The organism is Companilactobacillus halodurans (assembly GCF_009600985.1).
In the GTDB taxonomy this organism is placed as follows: domain Bacteria; phylum Bacillota; class Bacilli; order Lactobacillales; family Lactobacillaceae; genus Companilactobacillus; species Companilactobacillus halodurans.
Genome location: NZ_VDFP01000002.1, coordinates 118,324 through 136,261 on the forward strand (window position 1 = coordinate 118,324; position 17,938 = coordinate 136,261).

Annotated in this window: 21 protein-coding genes; 15 read left to right on the plus strand and 6 right to left on the minus strand. The window is 31.8% G+C overall.

The features are described from left to right. Window position 1 precedes the first annotated feature (1 nt). From FHL06_RS01915 to FHL06_RS01930, 4 genes are all read left to right on the plus strand, one after another. A complete protein-coding gene (locus FHL06_RS01915) occupies window positions 2-703 on the plus strand; it encodes an SIS domain-containing protein (RefSeq protein WP_153384561.1) in 702 nt (233 codons plus the stop codon). A gap of 116 nt (window positions 704-819) precedes the next feature. After that, window positions 820-1,848 carry a serine hydrolase domain-containing protein gene (locus tag FHL06_RS01920; protein WP_153384562.1) on the plus strand — a complete coding sequence of 343 codons (1,029 nt, stop codon included), beginning with the start codon at window positions 820-822 and terminating at the stop codon, window positions 1,846-1,848. Then, the gene (locus FHL06_RS01925) at window positions 1,835-2,914 is read left to right on the plus strand and encodes a dipeptide epimerase (protein ID WP_153384563.1); all 1,080 of its coding nucleotides are present in this window, start codon (window positions 1,835-1,837) and stop codon (window positions 2,912-2,914) included. The genes FHL06_RS01920 and FHL06_RS01925 overlap by 14 nt, the downstream gene beginning before the upstream one ends. Continuing rightward, complete coding sequence (locus FHL06_RS01930; protein ID WP_153384564.1) at window positions 2,904-3,674, plus strand: serine hydrolase; 771 nt, start codon at window positions 2,904-2,906, stop codon at window positions 3,672-3,674. Before FHL06_RS01925 ends, FHL06_RS01930 begins: the two co-directional genes overlap by 11 nt. Before the next feature lie 48 nt (window positions 3,675-3,722). On the opposite strand, the gene FHL06_RS01935 is transcribed toward FHL06_RS01930, so the two are convergent. Beyond that, a complete protein-coding gene (locus tag FHL06_RS01935) occupies window positions 3,723-4,322 on the minus strand; it encodes a KpsF/GutQ family sugar-phosphate isomerase (RefSeq protein ID WP_153384565.1) in 600 nt (199 codons plus the stop codon). 285 nt (window positions 4,323-4,607) lie between these two features. Between FHL06_RS01935 and FHL06_RS01940 the strand changes: the two genes are divergently transcribed. From FHL06_RS01940 to FHL06_RS01965, 6 genes are all read left to right on the plus strand, one after another. Beyond that, window positions 4,608-5,075: a PTS sugar transporter subunit IIA gene (locus FHL06_RS01940; RefSeq protein ID WP_153384566.1), complete on the plus strand. Its 468-nt coding sequence runs from the start codon at window positions 4,608-4,610 to the stop codon at window positions 5,073-5,075. An 18-nt stretch (window positions 5,076-5,093) separates the two neighbouring features. Further along, a complete protein-coding gene (locus FHL06_RS01945) occupies window positions 5,094-5,381 on the plus strand; it encodes a PTS sugar transporter subunit IIB (RefSeq protein ID WP_153384567.1) in 288 nt (95 codons plus the stop codon). 39 nt (window positions 5,382-5,420) lie between these two features. Further along, window positions 5,421-6,680 (plus strand): PTS ascorbate transporter subunit IIC, encoded by a 1,260-nt coding sequence (locus FHL06_RS01950; RefSeq protein ID WP_153384568.1) that lies wholly within the window; start codon window positions 5,421-5,423, stop codon window positions 6,678-6,680. A 22-nt stretch (window positions 6,681-6,702) separates the two neighbouring features. Beyond that, complete coding sequence (dapA, locus tag FHL06_RS01955) at window positions 6,703-7,602, plus strand: 4-hydroxy-tetrahydrodipicolinate synthase (RefSeq protein ID WP_153384569.1); 900 nt, start codon at window positions 6,703-6,705, stop codon at window positions 7,600-7,602. 3 nt (window positions 7,603-7,605) lie between these two features. Continuing rightward, window positions 7,606-8,238, plus strand: coding sequence for a beta/alpha barrel domain-containing protein (locus tag FHL06_RS01960; protein ID WP_153384570.1), 633 nt, complete (start codon window positions 7,606-7,608; stop codon window positions 8,236-8,238). 86 nt (window positions 8,239-8,324) lie between these two features. Continuing rightward, window positions 8,325-10,292, plus strand: a complete 1,968-nt coding sequence (locus FHL06_RS01965; protein WP_238333940.1) for a BglG family transcription antiterminator — start codon at window positions 8,325-8,327, stop codon at window positions 10,290-10,292. Window positions 10,293-10,508: 216 nt separating this feature from the next. Here FHL06_RS01965 and FHL06_RS01970 read toward each other — a convergent pair whose 3' ends face one another. Both FHL06_RS01970 and FHL06_RS01975 read right to left on the minus strand, forming a co-directional pair. Then, a complete protein-coding gene (locus tag FHL06_RS01970; RefSeq protein ID WP_153384571.1) occupies window positions 10,509-11,045 on the minus strand; it encodes a hypothetical protein in 537 nt (178 codons plus the stop codon). Window positions 11,046-11,176: 131 nt separating this feature from the next. Then, window positions 11,177-11,938 (minus strand): potassium channel family protein, encoded by a 762-nt coding sequence (locus tag FHL06_RS01975; RefSeq protein ID WP_153384572.1) that lies wholly within the window; start codon window positions 11,936-11,938, stop codon window positions 11,177-11,179. Window positions 11,939-12,068: 130 nt separating this feature from the next. On the opposite strand from FHL06_RS01975, the gene FHL06_RS01980 reads away from it, so the two are divergent. After that, complete coding sequence (locus FHL06_RS01980) at window positions 12,069-12,848, plus strand: TraX family protein (protein WP_153384573.1); 780 nt, start codon at window positions 12,069-12,071, stop codon at window positions 12,846-12,848. On the opposite strand, the gene FHL06_RS01985 is transcribed toward FHL06_RS01980, so the two are convergent. After that, complete coding sequence (locus tag FHL06_RS01985; RefSeq protein WP_153384574.1) at window positions 12,845-13,141, minus strand: hypothetical protein; 297 nt, start codon at window positions 13,139-13,141, stop codon at window positions 12,845-12,847. The genes FHL06_RS01980 and FHL06_RS01985 overlap by 4 nt on opposite strands. A gap of 136 nt (window positions 13,142-13,277) precedes the next feature. Here FHL06_RS01985 and FHL06_RS01990 point away from each other — a divergent pair, with 136 nt between their 5' ends. Next, window positions 13,278-13,625: a universal stress protein gene (locus tag FHL06_RS01990; RefSeq protein ID WP_153384575.1), complete on the plus strand. Its 348-nt coding sequence runs from the start codon at window positions 13,278-13,280 to the stop codon at window positions 13,623-13,625. Between the two features lie 36 nt (window positions 13,626-13,661). On the opposite strand, the gene FHL06_RS01995 is transcribed toward FHL06_RS01990, so the two are convergent. After that, on the minus strand, window positions 13,662-14,189 hold the full coding sequence (locus FHL06_RS01995; protein WP_153384576.1) for a phosphatidylglycerophosphatase A family protein: 528 nt from the start codon (window positions 14,187-14,189) through the stop codon (window positions 13,662-13,664). 21 nt (window positions 14,190-14,210) lie between these two features. Then, window positions 14,211-14,867: an HD domain-containing protein gene (locus FHL06_RS02000; protein WP_153384577.1), complete on the minus strand. Its 657-nt coding sequence runs from the start codon at window positions 14,865-14,867 to the stop codon at window positions 14,211-14,213. Window positions 14,868-15,037: 170 nt separating this feature from the next. Between FHL06_RS02000 and FHL06_RS02005 the strand changes: the two genes are divergently transcribed. The 3 genes from FHL06_RS02005 (at window position 15,038) to FHL06_RS02015 (ending at window position 17,797) form a co-directional block, all read left to right on the plus strand. After that, entirely contained in the window at window positions 15,038-15,601 is a 564-nt protein-coding gene (locus FHL06_RS02005) for a peroxiredoxin (RefSeq protein WP_153384578.1), read from the plus strand. 449 nt (window positions 15,602-16,050) lie between these two features. Next, a complete protein-coding gene (pnuC, locus tag FHL06_RS02010; protein ID WP_153384579.1) occupies window positions 16,051-16,800 on the plus strand; it encodes a nicotinamide riboside transporter PnuC in 750 nt (249 codons plus the stop codon). Between the two features lie 82 nt (window positions 16,801-16,882). After that, entirely contained in the window at window positions 16,883-17,797 is a 915-nt protein-coding gene (locus FHL06_RS02015; RefSeq protein ID WP_153384580.1) for an alpha/beta hydrolase, read from the plus strand. The last annotated feature ends 141 nt before the right edge of the window (window positions 17,798-17,938 follow it).

The window sequence follows — 17,938 nt, forward strand, 5'->3', positions numbered from 1 at the left end:
GATGCTAGAATTTTTTGATGAGGTAAGTAGACTTGCTCAAGTTTTAGAAAAAGATGAATCTGATCACATTCATCAAGCTGCACAAATTGTTGCTAAAAGTATAATGAGTGGTGGCATAACTCAAGCATTTGGTAGTGGCCATTCTTATGCAGCAGCTATAGAAGTTAGCGGTAGAGCAGGTGGTTTAATACCTTCTAAGATTATTCAAGACCCTGCAGGAGGATATTATGAGACTTGCGAAGGGGTTGGAAAGCATTTAATGCATAGAGTTGATTTGAAAAAGAATGATGTCTTATTTTTGATTTCAAATTCAGGTCGTAATCCAGAAATCCTTGAAATTGCTGATGAAGCAAAAAAAATAGGAACGAGCATAATCGTTGTTACTGCTTTAAAATCTTCTAAGATGTCTACATCAAGGTCGTCATTAGGAACTTTATTATATCAATATGGTGATGTAGTTCTTGATAATCATTCAAAATTTGGTGATGCAGCTTTAAATGTTCCAGGATTTGATTCTAAAGTATGTGGAACATCAACTGTATCCGCTACATTATTACTTCAGCAAGTAATTTTTGAAGCGATTAAATTAATGGTGAAAAAGGGATTTAATCCGCCAGTTTATAAAAGTGCGAATATTGATGGAGGACCTGAATACAACGAGAATTTGGAAAATAAATATGCAGATAGGATTTTTCATAGTTGATGAATTGTTTGATTCATTAACTATGATTATCTTAAGTGATTATTCACGTTATATTATTGAAAAATAAAAGAGGTGGTTCTTTAGAACTACCTCTTTTTGAAAAGGATTGATTTTAAATGATTAGGAATATTATTCCAATAGAATGCTTAATAAAAGATTCTGTTAATAAAGGCGAAATACCTGGAGCTTCATATTCACTAATATCCTCGGATGAGATTGAAAACCATTATATTGGTTATAAGACTTTAGATACAACTGGAGAAGCTCTTAGACCAGATATGTTATATGATTTAGCATCATTAACTAAAGTCGTGGGAACAACGACTAGAATTTTCCAATTATTGGATAGTAAAACTATCTTGTTAAATGATCCAATATCTAAATTCATTTCAGGTACATTATATCCAGATGTAACGGTGGAACAATTATTAATGCATAGTAGTGGATTGCCAGGTGATGTAGAAGGAAAACATTCAATGAATGAATCTCAGTTAATTTCCAAAATAAAGAATGAAAAATTAATTACAGAACCTGGTAGTGAAATTAGATATTCTGATCTTGGATACATATTACTTGGAAAAATTATTGAAAAAATTGACGGAGGACTTCAAAAAAGTTTTGAGAAAAATATTTTTGAGCCATTAAAAATGTTTCATACAATGTATAATCCCTTTCGTCTAAATCCTTCTAAAATCATTCCAACAGAGATTCAATCAAGTAGGGGTGGTGTCATTCAAGGAACTGTGAATGATTATAAAGCCTATTTAATGAATGGCATTAGTGGTCATGCTGGTTTGTTTTCTACACTTAATGACTTAAATAAATTTGTGATTATGTATTTAAATAATGGAATATATAATGGAAAACAAATTATTCCAAATTCGGCTTTTGATTTGATTGAAAATAATTATCAAGATGGTAGAACGTTAGGATGGAAATCATGGACTTCTAATAATTTTTATTTATGGCATACAGGTTTTACTGGAACATCAATAGCCCTTGATTTAAAGAATAAACGAGGCTTCGTGTGTCTAACAAATAGAATTTACCCTGATAGAAGTAAAAAAGATTGGATTAATACTAGAAGATTGGCAATTGGATTATTTTTTAATAAACAGGAAGCGATAATAAATGAACGTAATTAGTAAAATTAAGTGTGAGGTTATTCGTAAAAAATTAAAAAGTCCTTTTATAACTGCTCTTCATGAAGTAGACGAAATGCAAGCAGTAAAGGTCTATATTAAACTAAATAATGGTTTGATTGGCATCGGGACAGCAACACCGAATGAGAAAGTAACAGGTGACACTTTAAAAAGCACTTATTGTATTATGGAGGATATTATAAAACCCCAATTGCTAAAAAAATCAATTGACGAATGGAATAAACTATTATATTTATTACAAAACATAATTGCAAATAATACACCAGCTAAAGCCGCTTATGAAATTGCCTTGTATGATTTAAGAAGTAAGTTAGAAGGCGTATCTTTAACTTATATGCTCGGTAATGGGAAATATGAACCGATAACTACGGATTATACAATTAGCATTAAATCACATGATCAAGTTATAAGTGACGCTAAAAATAAAGTTAAAGAAGGATTTCATTTTCTAAAAATTAAACTAGGAAATGGTAATTTCAATAAGGATGTTCAAATACCAATGGATTTAGCAATCGATTTGCCAAATGATGTCTCATTTAGAATTGACATAAATCAGGCTTGGACTGTAAAGGAGACTTTGTATGCAATAAAAGAATGGACTAAATTTGGTTTAAATATTGATTTTGTTGAACAACCGGTTAATAAATTGGATGTATATGGAATGAAATTGATTACAGAGAAATCTTCTTATAATATCATGGCTGATGAAAGTGTATTTAGCCCTAGTGATGCTTTGTTAATGATACGTAATCATGCATGTGATTTGATAAATATCAAACTTATGAAAACAGGCGGTATAAGCCAAGCCCAAAAGATAAACGATATAGCTGAAGCTTCAGGAATTAAGTGTATGATTGGCTGTATGATTGAATGTCCTGAAAGTATATCTGCAGCCATATCATTTGCTTCTTCAAATGAAAATGTAATATATGCAGATTTAGATTCTGTAAATATGATTGATGAAAAAGAAGACTTTGGCTTTAGTATTAATAAAGATAAATTAATACCCTCAAAAAAAATTGGATTAGGTGGTACCAATGAGAAATAGTAATTATTTGGTAAAAGAAATTAATGATTTAAAAAGACCACGAGAAATTGATTATGCCATAAAAATTCAAAATTCTAATTCAAAAATTATCTTTGAATATAATAGTGATTTAACATTTAATGCTGCTAGTTTAATAAAAATCGTAATTGTTGATTATTTATTAAACAACAAGATAAATAAATCAAGTTTTTTTAATAAGGTACTGCCGATAACATCTCAGGATATTGTTGGTGGAGCCGGAGTACTTAGAGGATTGAGTATTGATAAATTAAAGGTAAGAGATCTTATTTATCTTATGTTAAGTATTTCAGATAATACTGCTACTAATGTGTTATTAAAACAATTACAATTGCAAAATCTTTCTGAATGGTCAAAAAATAAATTTAAAAATATCAGAATTGAAAGATTTATGATGAATAATTCCGTCGAGAATAACATTATTAATTTAAAAGAATTTATGAATGTTTGGACTGAAATATTGAATAGTAATGATGAATTAGGTTCAATTGTAAGAGATGCTCTTAGTCATTCACTAACAAGGAGTAAATTACCAGCTTTGATTTCTAAAAGTGGATTTATTGGTGAAATATATACTAAAACTGGAGAATTAACTCATGAGGAACATGATGTATCAAGGTTTGAATATGATGATGAATTTATTGATTGTGCAGTTCTAACGCATTTTAATTATGAAAGTCAAAGAATAGATTGTATACGTTTTATTCAAGAAATTGGTCTTATTATAAGTGAAATTTTTTGACCAATAATAAAAGGCATTCCAATGATGGAATGCCTTTTATTATGTAATTTATTTTGTACTTAACAATTTTTTTCCTAATGCTCCTCCTGGATGGAATGTAGCAAAATCGTCTTTTGAAAAACCTTTTAATTCTGACAATGTACAGGCAATTGCATCTCCTACAACTAATACTGCTGTGGAACTATTGGTAGGAGCTAAATTAAGCTTGTCAGCTTCTTTATTAACATGAATCGTAAGAGTTAAATCACATAATTTAGCTAATGTGGATTCCGGATTTCCTGTAAAGGCAATGGTCTTTGAACCAATAGTATTTAGTGATTTTATCGGAGCAATGATTTCTTTAGTTTCACCACTATTAGAAATTAGAATAACCGTGTCATTTTCTTCAATCATGCCAAGATCCCCGTGAACACTTTCAGTTGCATGAACAAAAAATGATGGAGTTCCTGTGCTTGAAAAAGTTGCTGCTAATTTTCTACCTATTAATCCGGATTTTCCAACTCCCATAAATATTAATTTTCCCTTTATATTTAAAAGTTCATCCACTATGGGGTCAAATTCGTTTTCGGATTTTTCATTAACATTGTTTAATGCTGCAATTTCTTCACCTATAAAATTATGTATTAATGATGAATATGAATTAGTCATTATTGTTCCTCCTTAGTTGAGTATCTAAGGTTATTATTATTTCATAATGATTTTTAAACAATAACAATTGATTCCTATTTGTGTAAAGAAATCAACAAACATTAAAAGTAAGCGGTTTCATAAAATCTACTTGTCTACAGCAAGAGGAGTTTTGGAAGTAAAATGTTGATTTACAATTGTATTATTTGTTGAAGCAATAACAAAATATGATAGCAATAGCAATTGAAGCGCTTACATAAATAAACATATAATAATTCATGTAAAAGAGATTAGGTGGTGTTGTCAATGATTGAAAAAATTATAAAACAAGATTTGATAAAATTGCATGTTAAAGCTGATGATTGGAAAGATGCAATAAGGTTATCGGCACAGCCATTATTAGATGATGATATTGTTACATCTAATTATGTAGATGAAATTATTAATTCCGTAAAAGAATATGGTCCATATTTTGTAATAGCACCACATGTAGCATTGGCACATGCACCTGGTAAAGCTGGGGCTAAAGAATTAGCAATGGGAATTACAGTTTTAGAACCCGCGATTAAATTCCATAATGAGGATAATGATCCGGTTTCTTATGTATTCACATTGAGTGCACCTGATAATAATTCTCATCTCAAAGCAATGCAAGAATTGGTTGGTTTATTAACAGATGAAAAATTTTATCAAGTATTATCTGATTCTAATGAATCCAGTGAGATTTTACAGTTTATTCAGGATTCGGTATTAAAAAATAAAGTCGAAAAATAAAGAGAGGAAGTATTTATTATGATTAAAGCTTTAGTAGCATGTCGTGCAGGAGTAGGTTCAAGTTTAATGTTAAAAATTAAGTTGAATGAAGTTATTGATGAACATAAATTGCCTGTTCAAGTTGAACACTCATCTTTGGATGGATTACCAAGTTTTAATGGACCAATTGTTATTGCCTTGAGTGACGTGGCACAAGAATTAAAGGATCAGGGAATCGACAAGGTTGTCGTTGGTATCAAGAACATTCTTGATAAAGATGAGATTTATACAAAATTATCCGAAGCATTAAAGCAAGTACAATCTTAATTTTTTAAATATTACAAAATTTGAGGGGAGTAAATTAATATGCACTTTATAGTTAGTTTATTATCAAATCCCGCTATTCTATTGGCAATAGTTTCTTTTATAGGATTGGTGGCACAGCATAAAAAAGCAACAGATGTTTTAAAAGGAACATTTAGAACTGCTATCGGTTTTCTGATTTTTGGTGTCGGAGCTAGTACCATGACAACGGCTCTTCAAAATTTTAACGTGATGTTTCAAAAAGGCTTTCATTTAACAGGTGTTATCGCTTCGCCTGAAGCAGCAACTGCTTTAGCACAAGGAAAATATGGATTCGTAGTTTCAGTTACTCTTATCGCTGGATTCATTATGAACCTTGTCTTTGCAAGAATTACACCATTTAAGAACGTATTCTTTACTGGTGGTCACAGTTTATTCTTTGCCTGTGTTTTAGCCTTAATTTTAAAGGCTCACGGTATTGGAAATACTTGGGCAATTATTGTTGGTGGAACAATCTTAGGATTTGTTTCTGCTGCTTTGCCTCAATTGTGTCAGCCATTTATGAGAAAAATTACTGGTGGAGATTTTCAGGCCATTGGTCACTTTAACATGATTGGTTATGCTCTATCAGGTTTATTAGGCAATACATTTAGTAAACATAAGGATGAAACAACAGAAAATATTAAGTTCCCAGAATGGTTGTCATTTTTTAAAGACTTCCTAATGGGTGTAGCGGTCGTTATGATTGTAATCTTCTATATTGCTGCCCTAGCCGCTGGTAAAGTAGTTGTTACAAAATTGGCCGGAACAACTGATTGGCTAGTTTATCCAATGATTCAAGCTTTGACATTTACAGCTGGAATTTCAATATTGATGACAGGTGTTCGTATGTTTCTTGCTGAAATCACTGCAGCCTTTGTTGCAATTTCAGAGAAGTTTATTCCAGGATCACGTCCAGCTTTGGATGTACCAACAATTTTTCCATTTGCTCCAACAGCCGTTTTAGTTGGATTTTTAAGTTCATATGCAGCAGGATTGTTAGCAATTGTAGTTATGGTTTTACTCAAATTTCCGATTGTAATTATTCCAGCCGCTCATATTTGTTTCTTCTCAGGTGGCACAGCAGGTATATTTGGTAACTCTACAGGTGGTTGGAGAGGAGCAATCCTTGGATCCTTTGTAGTTGGATTATTATTAGCGTTCTTACCAATATTACTTTATCCAGAATTCTCATCATTAGGTATCACAGGTTCTACATTCCCTAACGTCGATTATAACGTTGTTGGATCATTATTAAATTGGTTCTTAGGAATCTTTCATTAATCATTAGAAAGGAGATTGTATTTTGGCAGATGTTTCAGGGATTATTGTTGCAATGGTTACACCATTGGATGATGAACAGAAAATTAGTTATTCAAAAACAGATAAATTATTAAATAAACTTTTATCATATGATATAAATGGAATATTTATATTAGGAACAAATGGGGAAGCATATTCATTCACAGAAGATGAGAAATATGGTTTCGCAAAGCATGTCATTGATTATGTGGGTAATAAAACTCAAATTTTCGTTGGTACTGGTTTGAATAGTACTTCTGAAACTATTAGTTTTAGTCAAAAAATTTCTCAATTGCATCCTGATGCATTATCAGTTGTTACTCCATATTTTGTTCCAAATACACAGGATGAATTAATAAACCATTTTAATGATTTAGCTAATTCAGTAGATGTACCAATTATTCTTTATAATATGCCCGGTAAAACAGGAGTAAATATTGATCCCAAAACTGTCGCGGAATTATCTAAAAATCCGAATATTGTTGGAGTAAAAGATAGTTCAGGTGACATTGAAAATATGCGTGGATACTTGAAGTTAAGGAATAATAATAATTTTGGAGTTTTATCAGGCTCTGACTCTAAAATCCTAGAATTATTGGAAGCGGGTGGTGATGGTGCAATCGCTGCTACAGCGAATCTCTTAACTCAAAATGATGTTAATATTTATAAATACTTTAAAGATGGAAATATAGAGAAGGCAAAAAAGAATCAACAGAATATTGAACCTCTAAGGAAAATTCTTCATACCGGAACTACACCATCATCTTTGAAAGCTTCTGTAACATTGAGTGGAATCGATGTTGGCTCAGCTAAAAAACCAGTTATTATGCCAGATAAAGAAGAATTAAAAGAAATAAATAAAATGATTGAATATTACAGAACTAATAAAATCATTGAGGGGTAGTTTATGAAAAAATTAGATTACATGAATAGAATTTACGATAGTGGTGCTTTAGCGGTAGTTCGAGCTGATACGAAAAGGGTACTTGAAATTGCTGAAGGAATTGTAAAAGGTGGAGTTGACGTTATGGAGGTCAGTTACACAATTGATAGCGCAGCTGATTCTATAATAATTCTCAGGAAAAAATTTGGAGATAAGTTACTTGTAGGAGCTGGAACAGTTTTGGATGGTGAAACCGCTAAAGATGCTATTAAATCAGGTGCACAATTTATATATTCTCCAATGTTTGATAAGGAAGTTGCAAGACTTTGTAATCAGTATCAAATACCATATGCTCCAGGTTGTACATCAGTAACTGAAGCCGTTAATGCATTACGAGAGGGTGCGACGTTTATCAAAATTTTCCCTTACGGAGGAATAGTTGGCCCAGATTTAATTAAAACGATTAAAACTCCAATCCCTTATTTACCACTTATTGAGTCCGGTGGTGTCAATACTGAAAATATCATAGACTGGTTAAAGGCTGGAACTGATATTGTAGGTATAGGTGGAGCGTTATCAAAAGGAAATATTGATGATATTGCTGATAATGCAAAACAGTTTAGAAATAAAATTGATGAGTATCGTAAACAAAAGTAAAATAAGATTGAAAAGGTTGATAGTCAGAAGGCTAGCAACTTTTTTGGCTTTATTTTATAAAATGGACTTTCTGGGGGGGAAAAATAATGTTAGATAGAAAACAGCTTATTATTATAGATAGATTGATTCAGAATCCGATTTTAACCAAGGATGAACTAACCGAGAGATATTCATTGTCAGATCGACAAATTGATTATTCTATAGATAAGCTTAATCAGTATTTGGAGTCAAACAATAAGGAAAAGATAGATGCTGATGGTGTCTATATTAGTGTTCCTAGTAATACATATGAATACTTGTTAAAAACTAGAGTATCTAAAAATTTAACATCGTTAAAAAGCTATGTCTTAAGTACAAAGGAACGACAACTTTTTTTGATTTTACTTTTGTCTACGAGTAATAAATATTTATCATTAATTCATTTACAGGAATTATTGCAAGTCAGCCAATCTACAGCATCAAAGGATTTAAAACGATTAGAGTATTTCTTATTATCTAAAAAGTTAAGAGTAAGTTATGACCGAAAAACAGGATACCGGATTGTTGGAAGGGAAGATGCAATAAGAGGATGTCTGATAAAAAGTATATCTGATGAATTAATTGAAAATAAATCAGAGCTGCTAAATGACTTTATAGATTCAAATTGTAAATATGGTCTTAAAGAAGTTATCAATTTAGTAACCGGTTTAAAAGAGAAGTTTCATATAGATTTCGTTGAGAATAGGCTTAGAGAATTTTGCTATATTTTGACTATTGTTATTAATAGAGTTTCGAAAAGGCCGAATTATGTTCCAACAAATGTCAAAAAATTTTCAATAAAGGAAACAAACGAGTACAAGTTTACGGAAGAATTATTAAAGGATTTAGGTTATACAAATTCAAAGACCATTTTATATTTTTCAACCGTTGTTTTGTGTTTGAGTATTGGTGATAATAAAGATCTTCAAGTTGACGATCATATCTATAAAATAACTGAGCAGCTAGTTAATAGATTCTCTATTATTTCCGGTGTTAATTTCTCGGATAATAAAAAAGTTATTAGTCAGATATTTACACACTTTAGATCAATGTATTTTAGACTTCAATTTAAATTTCCAATCACAAATCCATTAACAAAGCAGGTAATTAAAGAATATAATGCAATATTTAAATTGTTATCGCAAACGATTGATTCTTTTAGTAAAGAATTAGGAAAAGTTCCTGATGAGGAAATAGCATATTTAACAATCCATTTAATAGGATTTATTTATGAAGCTAATCAAACTAAAAAAAATTATCTAACTGCCGCAATAGTTTGTCCTAATGGAATAGGTAGTTCAGCGTTAGCTTACTTACAATTAACCAGTATTTTCCCTAATATTAAATTTTTAATGCCTTTTCCTTATACAGATTTAAATGAACATTTGGATGAAATAGATATGATTTTTTCAACTTTTTATCGCAGTGATCTTTTTACATTAAATAAACCTTGCTTTGTGATAAATCCGGTTCTATCAAGTGAAGAAAGATATTCAATCATCCAAAAAGTGAATAGCAAATTTTCAGCAAATAACTTTGTTTCACCAACATTAGATGCTGTAATGAAAGTTGTTAATAATAATGTTCACAATGAGATTACACTTAAACGAATTAGAAAGAGCCTTTCTGAAGAAGTTTTTCAAACACATCCAGTTTTCGATGTAAAAAAGCTTTCCTTAAAGGATATTATTGTTCCAGAATTTGTTCAATTAAATTTGAATTGTAATAATTATAATGAAGCTATAAATAAAAGTTTTCAACCTTTTTTGAATGATAAGATTATTTCTTCAAAATATCTATCAGCAATTATTCATGAAGTGGAACATGGGGCGAGTTTTTTAATTGCACCTGAAATCTCATTACCACATGCTAATCCTAAAAATGGAGCAAAAAAGATTGGAATTGGAATTACAACATTAGCAAATCCAATTAAATTAATGAATCAGGATGAAAAAGTTAAATATATCTTTTCGTTAAGTGCCATTAACTCTACTGATCATCTAAATGCTTTAAATGATTTAATGAATTTTATTTAAGATGCAAAATTTATTAAGTTACTTGATGATAAATCAACTGAGGTTGAAGATGTTTTAAAATTTATTAAACAAAATAGTAAATGATGTTAAAAATATGACTTGAATAAATTAAATGTTTTTAGAACAATTAAAGGCCCAACATAAATAATTAACCGAGTAATAATTATGTTGAGCCTTTTTGAGTAAATAAAATTTTAAATATCTTTTTAGGAGCAGCTAATCGTGCCAAATCAAGTCTTTATGATTCAAAAATTCAGTTCGTCCTAATGCAGTCCCATCACAAAAAATATGAGCGAATAAGCCTTCAAGATGTTCTTCTCGTGTGACAGCCCGATAACTTTCTAAGCAGTCTAAGGTTAAATGCTGTGCCATTGCTATCACTTCACGTCGACTATTTTGCGACAGTTCTTTAAAATTAGATGTTACATAAATTTCTAATTGAGAATTCTTCAAATAATTAATTTTCTTAACAAACTGAGACCAATACTGTTGAATATTAGAGAGCTTCTTTTTGGAGAGGCTCTTTTCCTCGTCAAGAACTTTTGTGACAGCATTGACATTTTTGTATAATCGGCGATTGATAGTTTGATTGATCTTCTTCGTTTGATTAGAAATTTGTGCTGATTTTTTCATGTTAGTGGCGGTTAAATAATTTTCAATCGGATTATTAGCCGCAGAAACCGAGGTTGTTTTACAATTTACAATTACAATTAAGGCTAATGTGACAGTTAAAAAGAGCATTTTCTTTTTCATTGAGACTCCCAAAATATTTTTTCTAATTATATCTGAGATGTCTCAAAGAATTCCACTCGGATTTGATATAGATTAGAATTTAAAAAGCTTTATTAGTTTGCTTTCAAAATTTTTACTACATTATTAAAAATTTATTTAAATTTTTGGTGAGCTTTCAAATCATTAATTTCTTGACGCAGTTGTTTATTTTCCGACTCGATTTTATCTAACTTGACTAAAATTTTATCCAATTTATCTTCACTTTCGACGTTATTTTCTTGCGTGAAATAACTCGTTATGGTACTAGTTAAAGTTCCAATAAATCCAATGCCAATAATCATCAAAGAAATGGCAGCTAAACGTCCAACGAGAGTTTTTGGAGCAACATCGCCATAACCAACCGTTGAGGCGGTGACGATAGCCCACCAAAATGAATCGCTCAAAGAAACGTTTTCGGCCAAAGAATACATGATAGTGGCAGTAACTAAAACGATGCCACAGATGATTATTAAATAGAAGAAACCGTTTATTTTGAGAATTTTTTTGGCATTTTTTTGTAGTTTTCCAGCTGTCCCAATAAAACGGATGAGCGTAAATATTTTGGTAAGGCTGATAATATTGACTACCCGAAAGATTCGAAAAGCATTGAAGATGGTATTGAAAGGCAAAATTGCTAATAAATCGACAATGTTTTTGCGTAAGAATTTGACCTTATTAGGTGCTAAAAATAATCTTACAAAATAATCGAATGAAAAAATTACTAAGGTCAAAATATCGATTTGCAAATAGGGGAATCTGGAGACATCAAATCCCGGCAAATAACTTAAGACAAGGACGACTAGAGATGCTAGTCCAGTCACGACAATAAGTATGTAATAACCATTTGAGTGTAAAAGCCTTTTGATTTTTTTCATTATATTATTAATCTCTATTCATTAATAATCTTACTGATTTGTAATGCCGTACTAACACTTATGTCAGGTATATTTACAGTTGATTTCTTTTCCTAGATAATCAATTCATAACAGTAAAGGAGAAGAAAAAATGCAACAATTCACACCCAATCTTACATCGAAATCGATTAATCGGGAAACGTTTAAAATCATCTTAATGCTCTTAATGGTCCTAGATCATATTGACGTTTTTATTTCACCATATTTAGCAGATTTCTTTCACATTATTACTCGTGTTGTGGCGGTCGGATTTGCCTATTTAGTAGTTGAAGGTTTGCATTATACCCACAGTCGGAAAAATTATTTAAGTCGATTATTACTTTGGGGAGTGGGGATGTCAGTTGGTAACTGGTTACTTAATTTATTTGTTTTACGAAAACATAACGTGATGTCTATCCTTGGAGACAATATTTTCCTAACTCTTTTTTTAGGTGCGATAGTTTTGATATCTTGGAATAATCAAAATAATAATCCATCTTTAAAAAAAGTTTTGAAAAGTTTGGCAATAGTTTTATTGATTGCAAGTTTAATAATCCCTTTGGAAGGAAGTTTCGTGGTTGTTCCCTTCATGTTTATTACACAATTGACTTATGGAGACGTCAAACGAAGAAATCGAGCATATCTAATTTTGATGATGGTATTTGCTTTGATTGAATTACCAATGGCTTTAACAATTCCTAATTTAAATGGCATTATGATTTTTGATACGATTGCGATGAATGCGAGTGATATCTTTTTTATTTTGATTATTCCATTGCTACACTATTATAATGGCAAGATTGGATCTCTTAATCAAAAATTAAAATATGGATTTTATTTATTTTATCCCTTGCATTTGTGGGTGATACATCTGATTGCTAATGTCCTTTAAATTTCAACTGCTTTATTTTGATGATAATCCTTTCCAGCATAGTCGAGCATTTCCTGCCATGAAGAGAAAATAGTAGTTTTGTGGACTTGTTTTTCCAAAATTGCCTGACCAATTCTTTCTAATGAATTTCGATTGATTATCCCTAATGACTTTAAAAAATCTTCAATGCAAAAAAATTGTGTATATTTTTCCATAAATCGGTTGCTGAAATAGTGCGTGAATTCTATTTTTTTAAGATTATTTCTTATTTGACATTCATGTTGAATCAAAGCTGAACGTTCCTGACTTGACATAATAATCCCTCTTAACAAAAATAATCATTTCTACCGATTAGTATATCAAATGTATAGTCTTTTGATAGCATATAAATGTCTTATTTTTTCCTAAGTTGCTAGAATTTGGCTAAAGCTATTAGGAGGTGCATTCACGATGTATGAAAAAATTTTAGTTGCTATCGATGGCAGTCAAAGTTCGTATAATGCTTTGAATTCCGCTATTTCATTAGCTAAGCACTTTCAATCAGAATTATATTTAGTTTCGGTTGTCAATACAGCCAATTTACCAATGAACGTGGGAGTCTCATTTGCACCTGGTCTGACTAAGGATTTGGAAGATGGTGCTAGGCATGATTTGAAAAAAGCTGAAGATATCGTTAAAGAAAGCAAGTTAGATTACCATGTGAGTTTGTTGAATGGCGAACCTAGGGAACAATTGACGAAATATCCATACGAATATCAATGTTTTACTAGTAGTATAAAAAAAATTCAAAAGTCTTAATAACTGATATTTCAGTCAAAGATTTTTGAATCCTTTTTATTTATTTTCTTTTTTCAATAACTCTTGAACTTCGCGTTCATTATGAGCTAACCAACCACAAGCAGCTGCAGCGATGGCACCGACTAAATCGTCCAAGAAGACATTGATTTTTCCAGTTGACTTGTCGTTTAACTTGCCTAAAACGCCATATTTGATTTTATCGACATAACCATAATTAGTTACGGAAACTGAACCATAAAGACTTGCTAAAGTGATAGCAATATTTTCGTCAATTCCATATGTTGACTCGTCAGTTTCCATGATTCGTTGCATAGGCTTTGACAAAAGACCCTTTTCGGCCAAAATATCGAGGTCGATTCCAGTCATAATAGCATTTTGGGCCTCACGCTTGTGCAAAACTTTATTGATAGCGTGAATAGAAATCTCCTTATCAAGCCCAGGAACATAATCTTTTTCCAAAAAAATCACGATGTCCGCAATATCGGTTAACTTAACGCCACGTTCATTTAAATTTCTGATGATGTGATCATAATATTGTTTATCTTGTTCTTCAAATGAAACCAAAATTTATTACTCCCTTTATGATTATTTTTTTGCATCCCATTCCGCTTTAAACTCCGCTAAGAAGCCCAACATATATTGATTTCGACTTTGAGCAATTTTCTTAGCAGATGACGTATTCATCATATCAGTTAATTTCAATAATTTCTCGTAAAAATGATTGATGATCGTCTCATTATTCAAATTACGATATTCTTTCTTATTCATCTTTTCTCTTGGCAAAATTTTAGGGTCGTAGATAGTATCTGAATTAGCGCCACCATAGTAAATTGCACGAGTAATACCAATAGCACCAATCGCATCCAGTCGATCAGAGTCTTGAACGATTTGACCAGCGAGTGAAAGTTTAGGAGGATTGGATCCCAAAGACTTGCTAAATGACAGATTGTGAGTAATAAAAATGATTTCTTCAATTTGTGTGTTGCTGAATTGATTATCTTTGAGAAAATCTCTAATTTCTTTTTCGAGTTCAGCAGGATCACTGACTAATTTATCATCTGCCACATCGTGCAAATAGGCTGCACTTAAAGTGATAAGTGGGTCGGCAGCTTCAGTCACCAAAATTTTTTTAGCAGTTTTGACGACCCTTTGGATGTGATCGAAGTTATGTCCGGTAGCGTCGCCGCTCATTTTTTGATAAGAAAAATCTTTTACAGCTTTTAGTTGTTCATCATGTGTCATAATTTCAAGCCTTTCCTAATCGAATAGTTATATTGTCACATAAAGGGCTTTATTTTTAAATTAAAACTAAATTTCTGTTAAGATATAAATGTTTAAACAAATATTATGAAATGTTGACGTTTCATATGTTTTAGAATTATAATTAAGACATAATTTAGGGAGGCCTAAGAATGAACTATATTAATAAAGAAATACCAGAGTTCAATGTTAATGCATATCAAAAGGGTGAATTAAAGACCTTTAACAAAGCTGATTTGTTAGGAAAATGGTCAGTAATGTTTTTCTACCCAGCAGATTTTTCTTTCGTATGTCCAACCGAATTAAGCGATTTTGAAGATTCCTATAAAGACTTCAAAGAAAGTAATGCCGAAGTCTATTCCGTTTCAGTCGATAGCCAATTTTCGCACATGGCATGGGCTCAAGCAACTGATACCATTGGAAAGGTTGAATATCCAATGTTGTCAGATCAAAAGCATCAATTGACTGATTTCTTCAATATTTTAGATGAGAAGAGTGGTCAAGCTTACCGTGGCGTCTTCATCATTGATCCTAAGGGTATTATCAAGTCATATACTATTAATGACATGGGAATAGGTAGAAATGCTAAGGAAATTCTCAGAACGCTCCAAGCAGCCCAATTCGTCGAAGCACATGGTGACAATGTTTGTCCAGCCGATTGGCACAAGGGTGAAAAGACTATCAAACCTAGTGGCGATTTAGTTGGTAAGATTTAACTAATAACTTTAAAGTATAAAAACATAAAGACTCAGTAATCGAAAAATGATTGCTGAGTTTTTTGTTTTGAAGCTTAAATATATTAATGTGCCAAAAATTATTTTTATCCTGAAACTATCTTTTATAAATATCTATATTATGACGATATCTAGTGGTGCATTTCGTCCGTTATAACAATATATAGTGATATGAATTCAAAAAAATCTATATCTTGTATCAGATGATAAACTTCCCATTTGACAGGAGGGGTAAGCGTTTTACACCGATATGGCTTCCGTATACTTGAAATCATCATTAACAAATCTATCAAAAAAGGTGGTATGATTTTAGCTGTCGGTTAAATTGATATTTTAATTAATACAATTTGAGGGATAAATAAAATTTGATTAATTATCAATATAATGAACTACAATCGTATATTGATGGTTAGTCCAGAGGAGAAGAAACAATGAGTATTTTCAACCCAAAATGGTATGTTGAACAAATGAAACATTGGAGTTTCAGAAGTTACATGCTATTAATGTTTGGTTTAGGGGCCATAACAGCTTCAACACTTTCACATTCAATTAACGCTATCGCTATTTGGACATGGCTAGCCGCAATTTTAGGATTCACATGTACTGTCGCTATTACCAATGCCAAGCCTTTAAATGGTGTTTTAGGATTAGTTTCCGCACTTATTTATATTTACGTCGCTATCAATGCTAAGAACTTCTCAGATGTTGTTCTTCAGTTAAGTTACATCGTCTTACTAGATATTCCTGTTTTGATCAGTCCACAATGGGCTAAGGATGCTGAAAAGCATATTCATGGTTTAACAGGTCTTAAATGGCTTCTAACAGCTGTTTTCTTCTTCGTTGCTTGGGGATTGTTGTATTTGATGGATACAAACCTATTCATCAGTCCACGTCCTGTAATTGATTCAGTTTCAGCTGCTATTGGTTTCACAGGTGCATTATTATGTACTTTGCGTTTCCGTGAACAATATTATTTCTGGACAGCTCAAGGTATTATGTCTATCGTTCTTTGGGGCGTTACAGCTACTCAAGGAGATGCTAGTCCAGTCTTGTTCTTGACATACATTATGTACTTCATGAACGATATGATTGCCTTTTTCGATTCACATATTCACTGGTTCCACAGCAATGCTACTGAGAACCGTGTGCGTGACGAAAAGCTTTCAAACCAAGAAATATAAAAATTTTAATTTGCAATTAGTTTACCCGGAAGCTTATGATTATTTAGCGACACTAATTTTTAAGTTCTAAGTAGGGTAGATTATGAGAGTAAAAAAGTATATTAAAGTAATTCTTTTGGTAGTGGTCAGTTTAGCTTTAGTGGCTGATATTGCTGCCAGTGGCTACATGTTTAATTTTGCTTTTAGCAAGAGCGGATATGGGAGTCAGCTCGGTGGACCAATGACCAAAGATGATCATTGGTTTGCTAATCAAAAGACACAGATTTGGCAACAAAAAAGTAAAGACAACTTGAAATTGAAAGCTCGCTATTTACCCGCTGCACATAAAACAGCCAAGACGGTTGTTGTAATACACGGTTACGGAAGTGCAAGTAAGTACATGGGTTCTTATGCTAAGATGTTTCATAAAGCAGGCTATAACGTTTTAACACCTGACAATCGATCATTTGGAATGAGTCAAGGTGAGTATTCAGGTTATGGTTGGAAAGACCGTAACGATATTGCCAAGTGGATTCAAAGAGTTAATCAAAAGAATGGTTCGAAATCTGAGGTTGGATTATTCGGTGTCAGCATGGGGGCTGCCACAGTAATGTATACCTTAGGGAAGCAGTTGAAGAATGTTAAATTTGCGATTGCTGATTGTGGATATTCAACGATTGCCGGAGAATTGAAGTATGAATTGAAGGAAAAATTCAATTTGCCAAGTTTCCCAATCGTGCCAACAGCTAGTTTGTTCGCCGATGTACTTGCAAAATATAACTTCTATCAAGCAGATACTAAGGATACTCTGAAGAATAATAAAGTTCCGCTCTTTATCATTCAGGGATCAATAGATCACTTTGTTCCGACTTCCAATGCATATAAGAATTATAGCTACGACCACGGTCCTAAGAAATTATGGATTGTTAAGGGCGCAGCGCATGCTGAGTCAATGAAAGTTGCTGGCCAAAAGTATATTAATAAGACAATTAATTTTGCCGAAACTTACTTTAAATAGAAAAGATTGCAGAGGTCGTTGGTTCGATCCTCTAGTATAAAAAATCCGATGATGAAATTTTTGATTTCATTCATCGGATTTTTTTGTATCATATAAATGACAATATAACGGCGTTATTATAAAAAAATGGTAAAAAGCCTT

Excerpts from the sequence above, each read along its gene's own strand:
- FHL06_RS01915 (WP_153384561.1), top strand. The coding sequence starts at position 2 with ATGCTAGAATTTTTTGATGAGGTAAGTAGACTTGCTCAAGTTTTAGAA.
- FHL06_RS01920 (WP_153384562.1), top strand. The coding sequence starts at position 820 with ATGATTAGGAATATTATTCCAATAGAATGCTTAATAAAAGATTCTGTT.
- FHL06_RS01925 (WP_153384563.1), top strand. The coding sequence starts at position 1,835 with ATGAACGTAATTAGTAAAATTAAGTGTGAGGTTATTCGTAAAAAATTA.
- FHL06_RS01930 (WP_153384564.1), top strand. The coding sequence starts at position 2,904 with ATGAGAAATAGTAATTATTTGGTAAAAGAAATTAATGATTTAAAAAGA.
- FHL06_RS01935 (WP_153384565.1), bottom strand. The coding sequence starts at position 4,322 with ATGACTAATTCATATTCATCATTAATACATAATTTTATAGGTGAAGAA.
- FHL06_RS01940 (WP_153384566.1), top strand. The coding sequence starts at position 4,608 with ATGATTGAAAAAATTATAAAACAAGATTTGATAAAATTGCATGTTAAA.
- FHL06_RS01945 (WP_153384567.1), top strand. The coding sequence starts at position 5,094 with ATGATTAAAGCTTTAGTAGCATGTCGTGCAGGAGTAGGTTCAAGTTTA.
- FHL06_RS01950 (WP_153384568.1), top strand. The coding sequence starts at position 5,421 with ATGCACTTTATAGTTAGTTTATTATCAAATCCCGCTATTCTATTGGCA.
- FHL06_RS01960 (WP_153384570.1), top strand. The coding sequence starts at position 7,606 with ATGAAAAAATTAGATTACATGAATAGAATTTACGATAGTGGTGCTTTA.
- FHL06_RS01965 (WP_238333940.1), top strand. The coding sequence starts at position 8,325 with ATGTTAGATAGAAAACAGCTTATTATTATAGATAGATTGATTCAGAAT.
- FHL06_RS01970 (WP_153384571.1), bottom strand. The coding sequence starts at position 11,045 with ATGAAAAAGAAAATGCTCTTTTTAACTGTCACATTAGCCTTAATTGTA.
- FHL06_RS01975 (WP_153384572.1), bottom strand. The coding sequence starts at position 11,938 with ATGAAAAAAATCAAAAGGCTTTTACACTCAAATGGTTATTACATACTT.
- FHL06_RS01980 (WP_153384573.1), top strand. The coding sequence starts at position 12,069 with ATGCAACAATTCACACCCAATCTTACATCGAAATCGATTAATCGGGAA.
- FHL06_RS01985 (WP_153384574.1), bottom strand. The coding sequence starts at position 13,141 with ATGTCAAGTCAGGAACGTTCAGCTTTGATTCAACATGAATGTCAAATA.
- FHL06_RS01990 (WP_153384575.1), top strand. The coding sequence starts at position 13,278 with ATGTATGAAAAAATTTTAGTTGCTATCGATGGCAGTCAAAGTTCGTAT.
- FHL06_RS02000 (WP_153384577.1), bottom strand. The coding sequence starts at position 14,867 with ATGACACATGATGAACAACTAAAAGCTGTAAAAGATTTTTCTTATCAA.
- FHL06_RS02005 (WP_153384578.1), top strand. The coding sequence starts at position 15,038 with ATGAACTATATTAATAAAGAAATACCAGAGTTCAATGTTAATGCATAT.
- pnuC (WP_153384579.1), top strand. The coding sequence starts at position 16,051 with ATGAGTATTTTCAACCCAAAATGGTATGTTGAACAAATGAAACATTGG.
- FHL06_RS02015 (WP_153384580.1), top strand. The coding sequence starts at position 16,883 with ATGAGAGTAAAAAAGTATATTAAAGTAATTCTTTTGGTAGTGGTCAGT.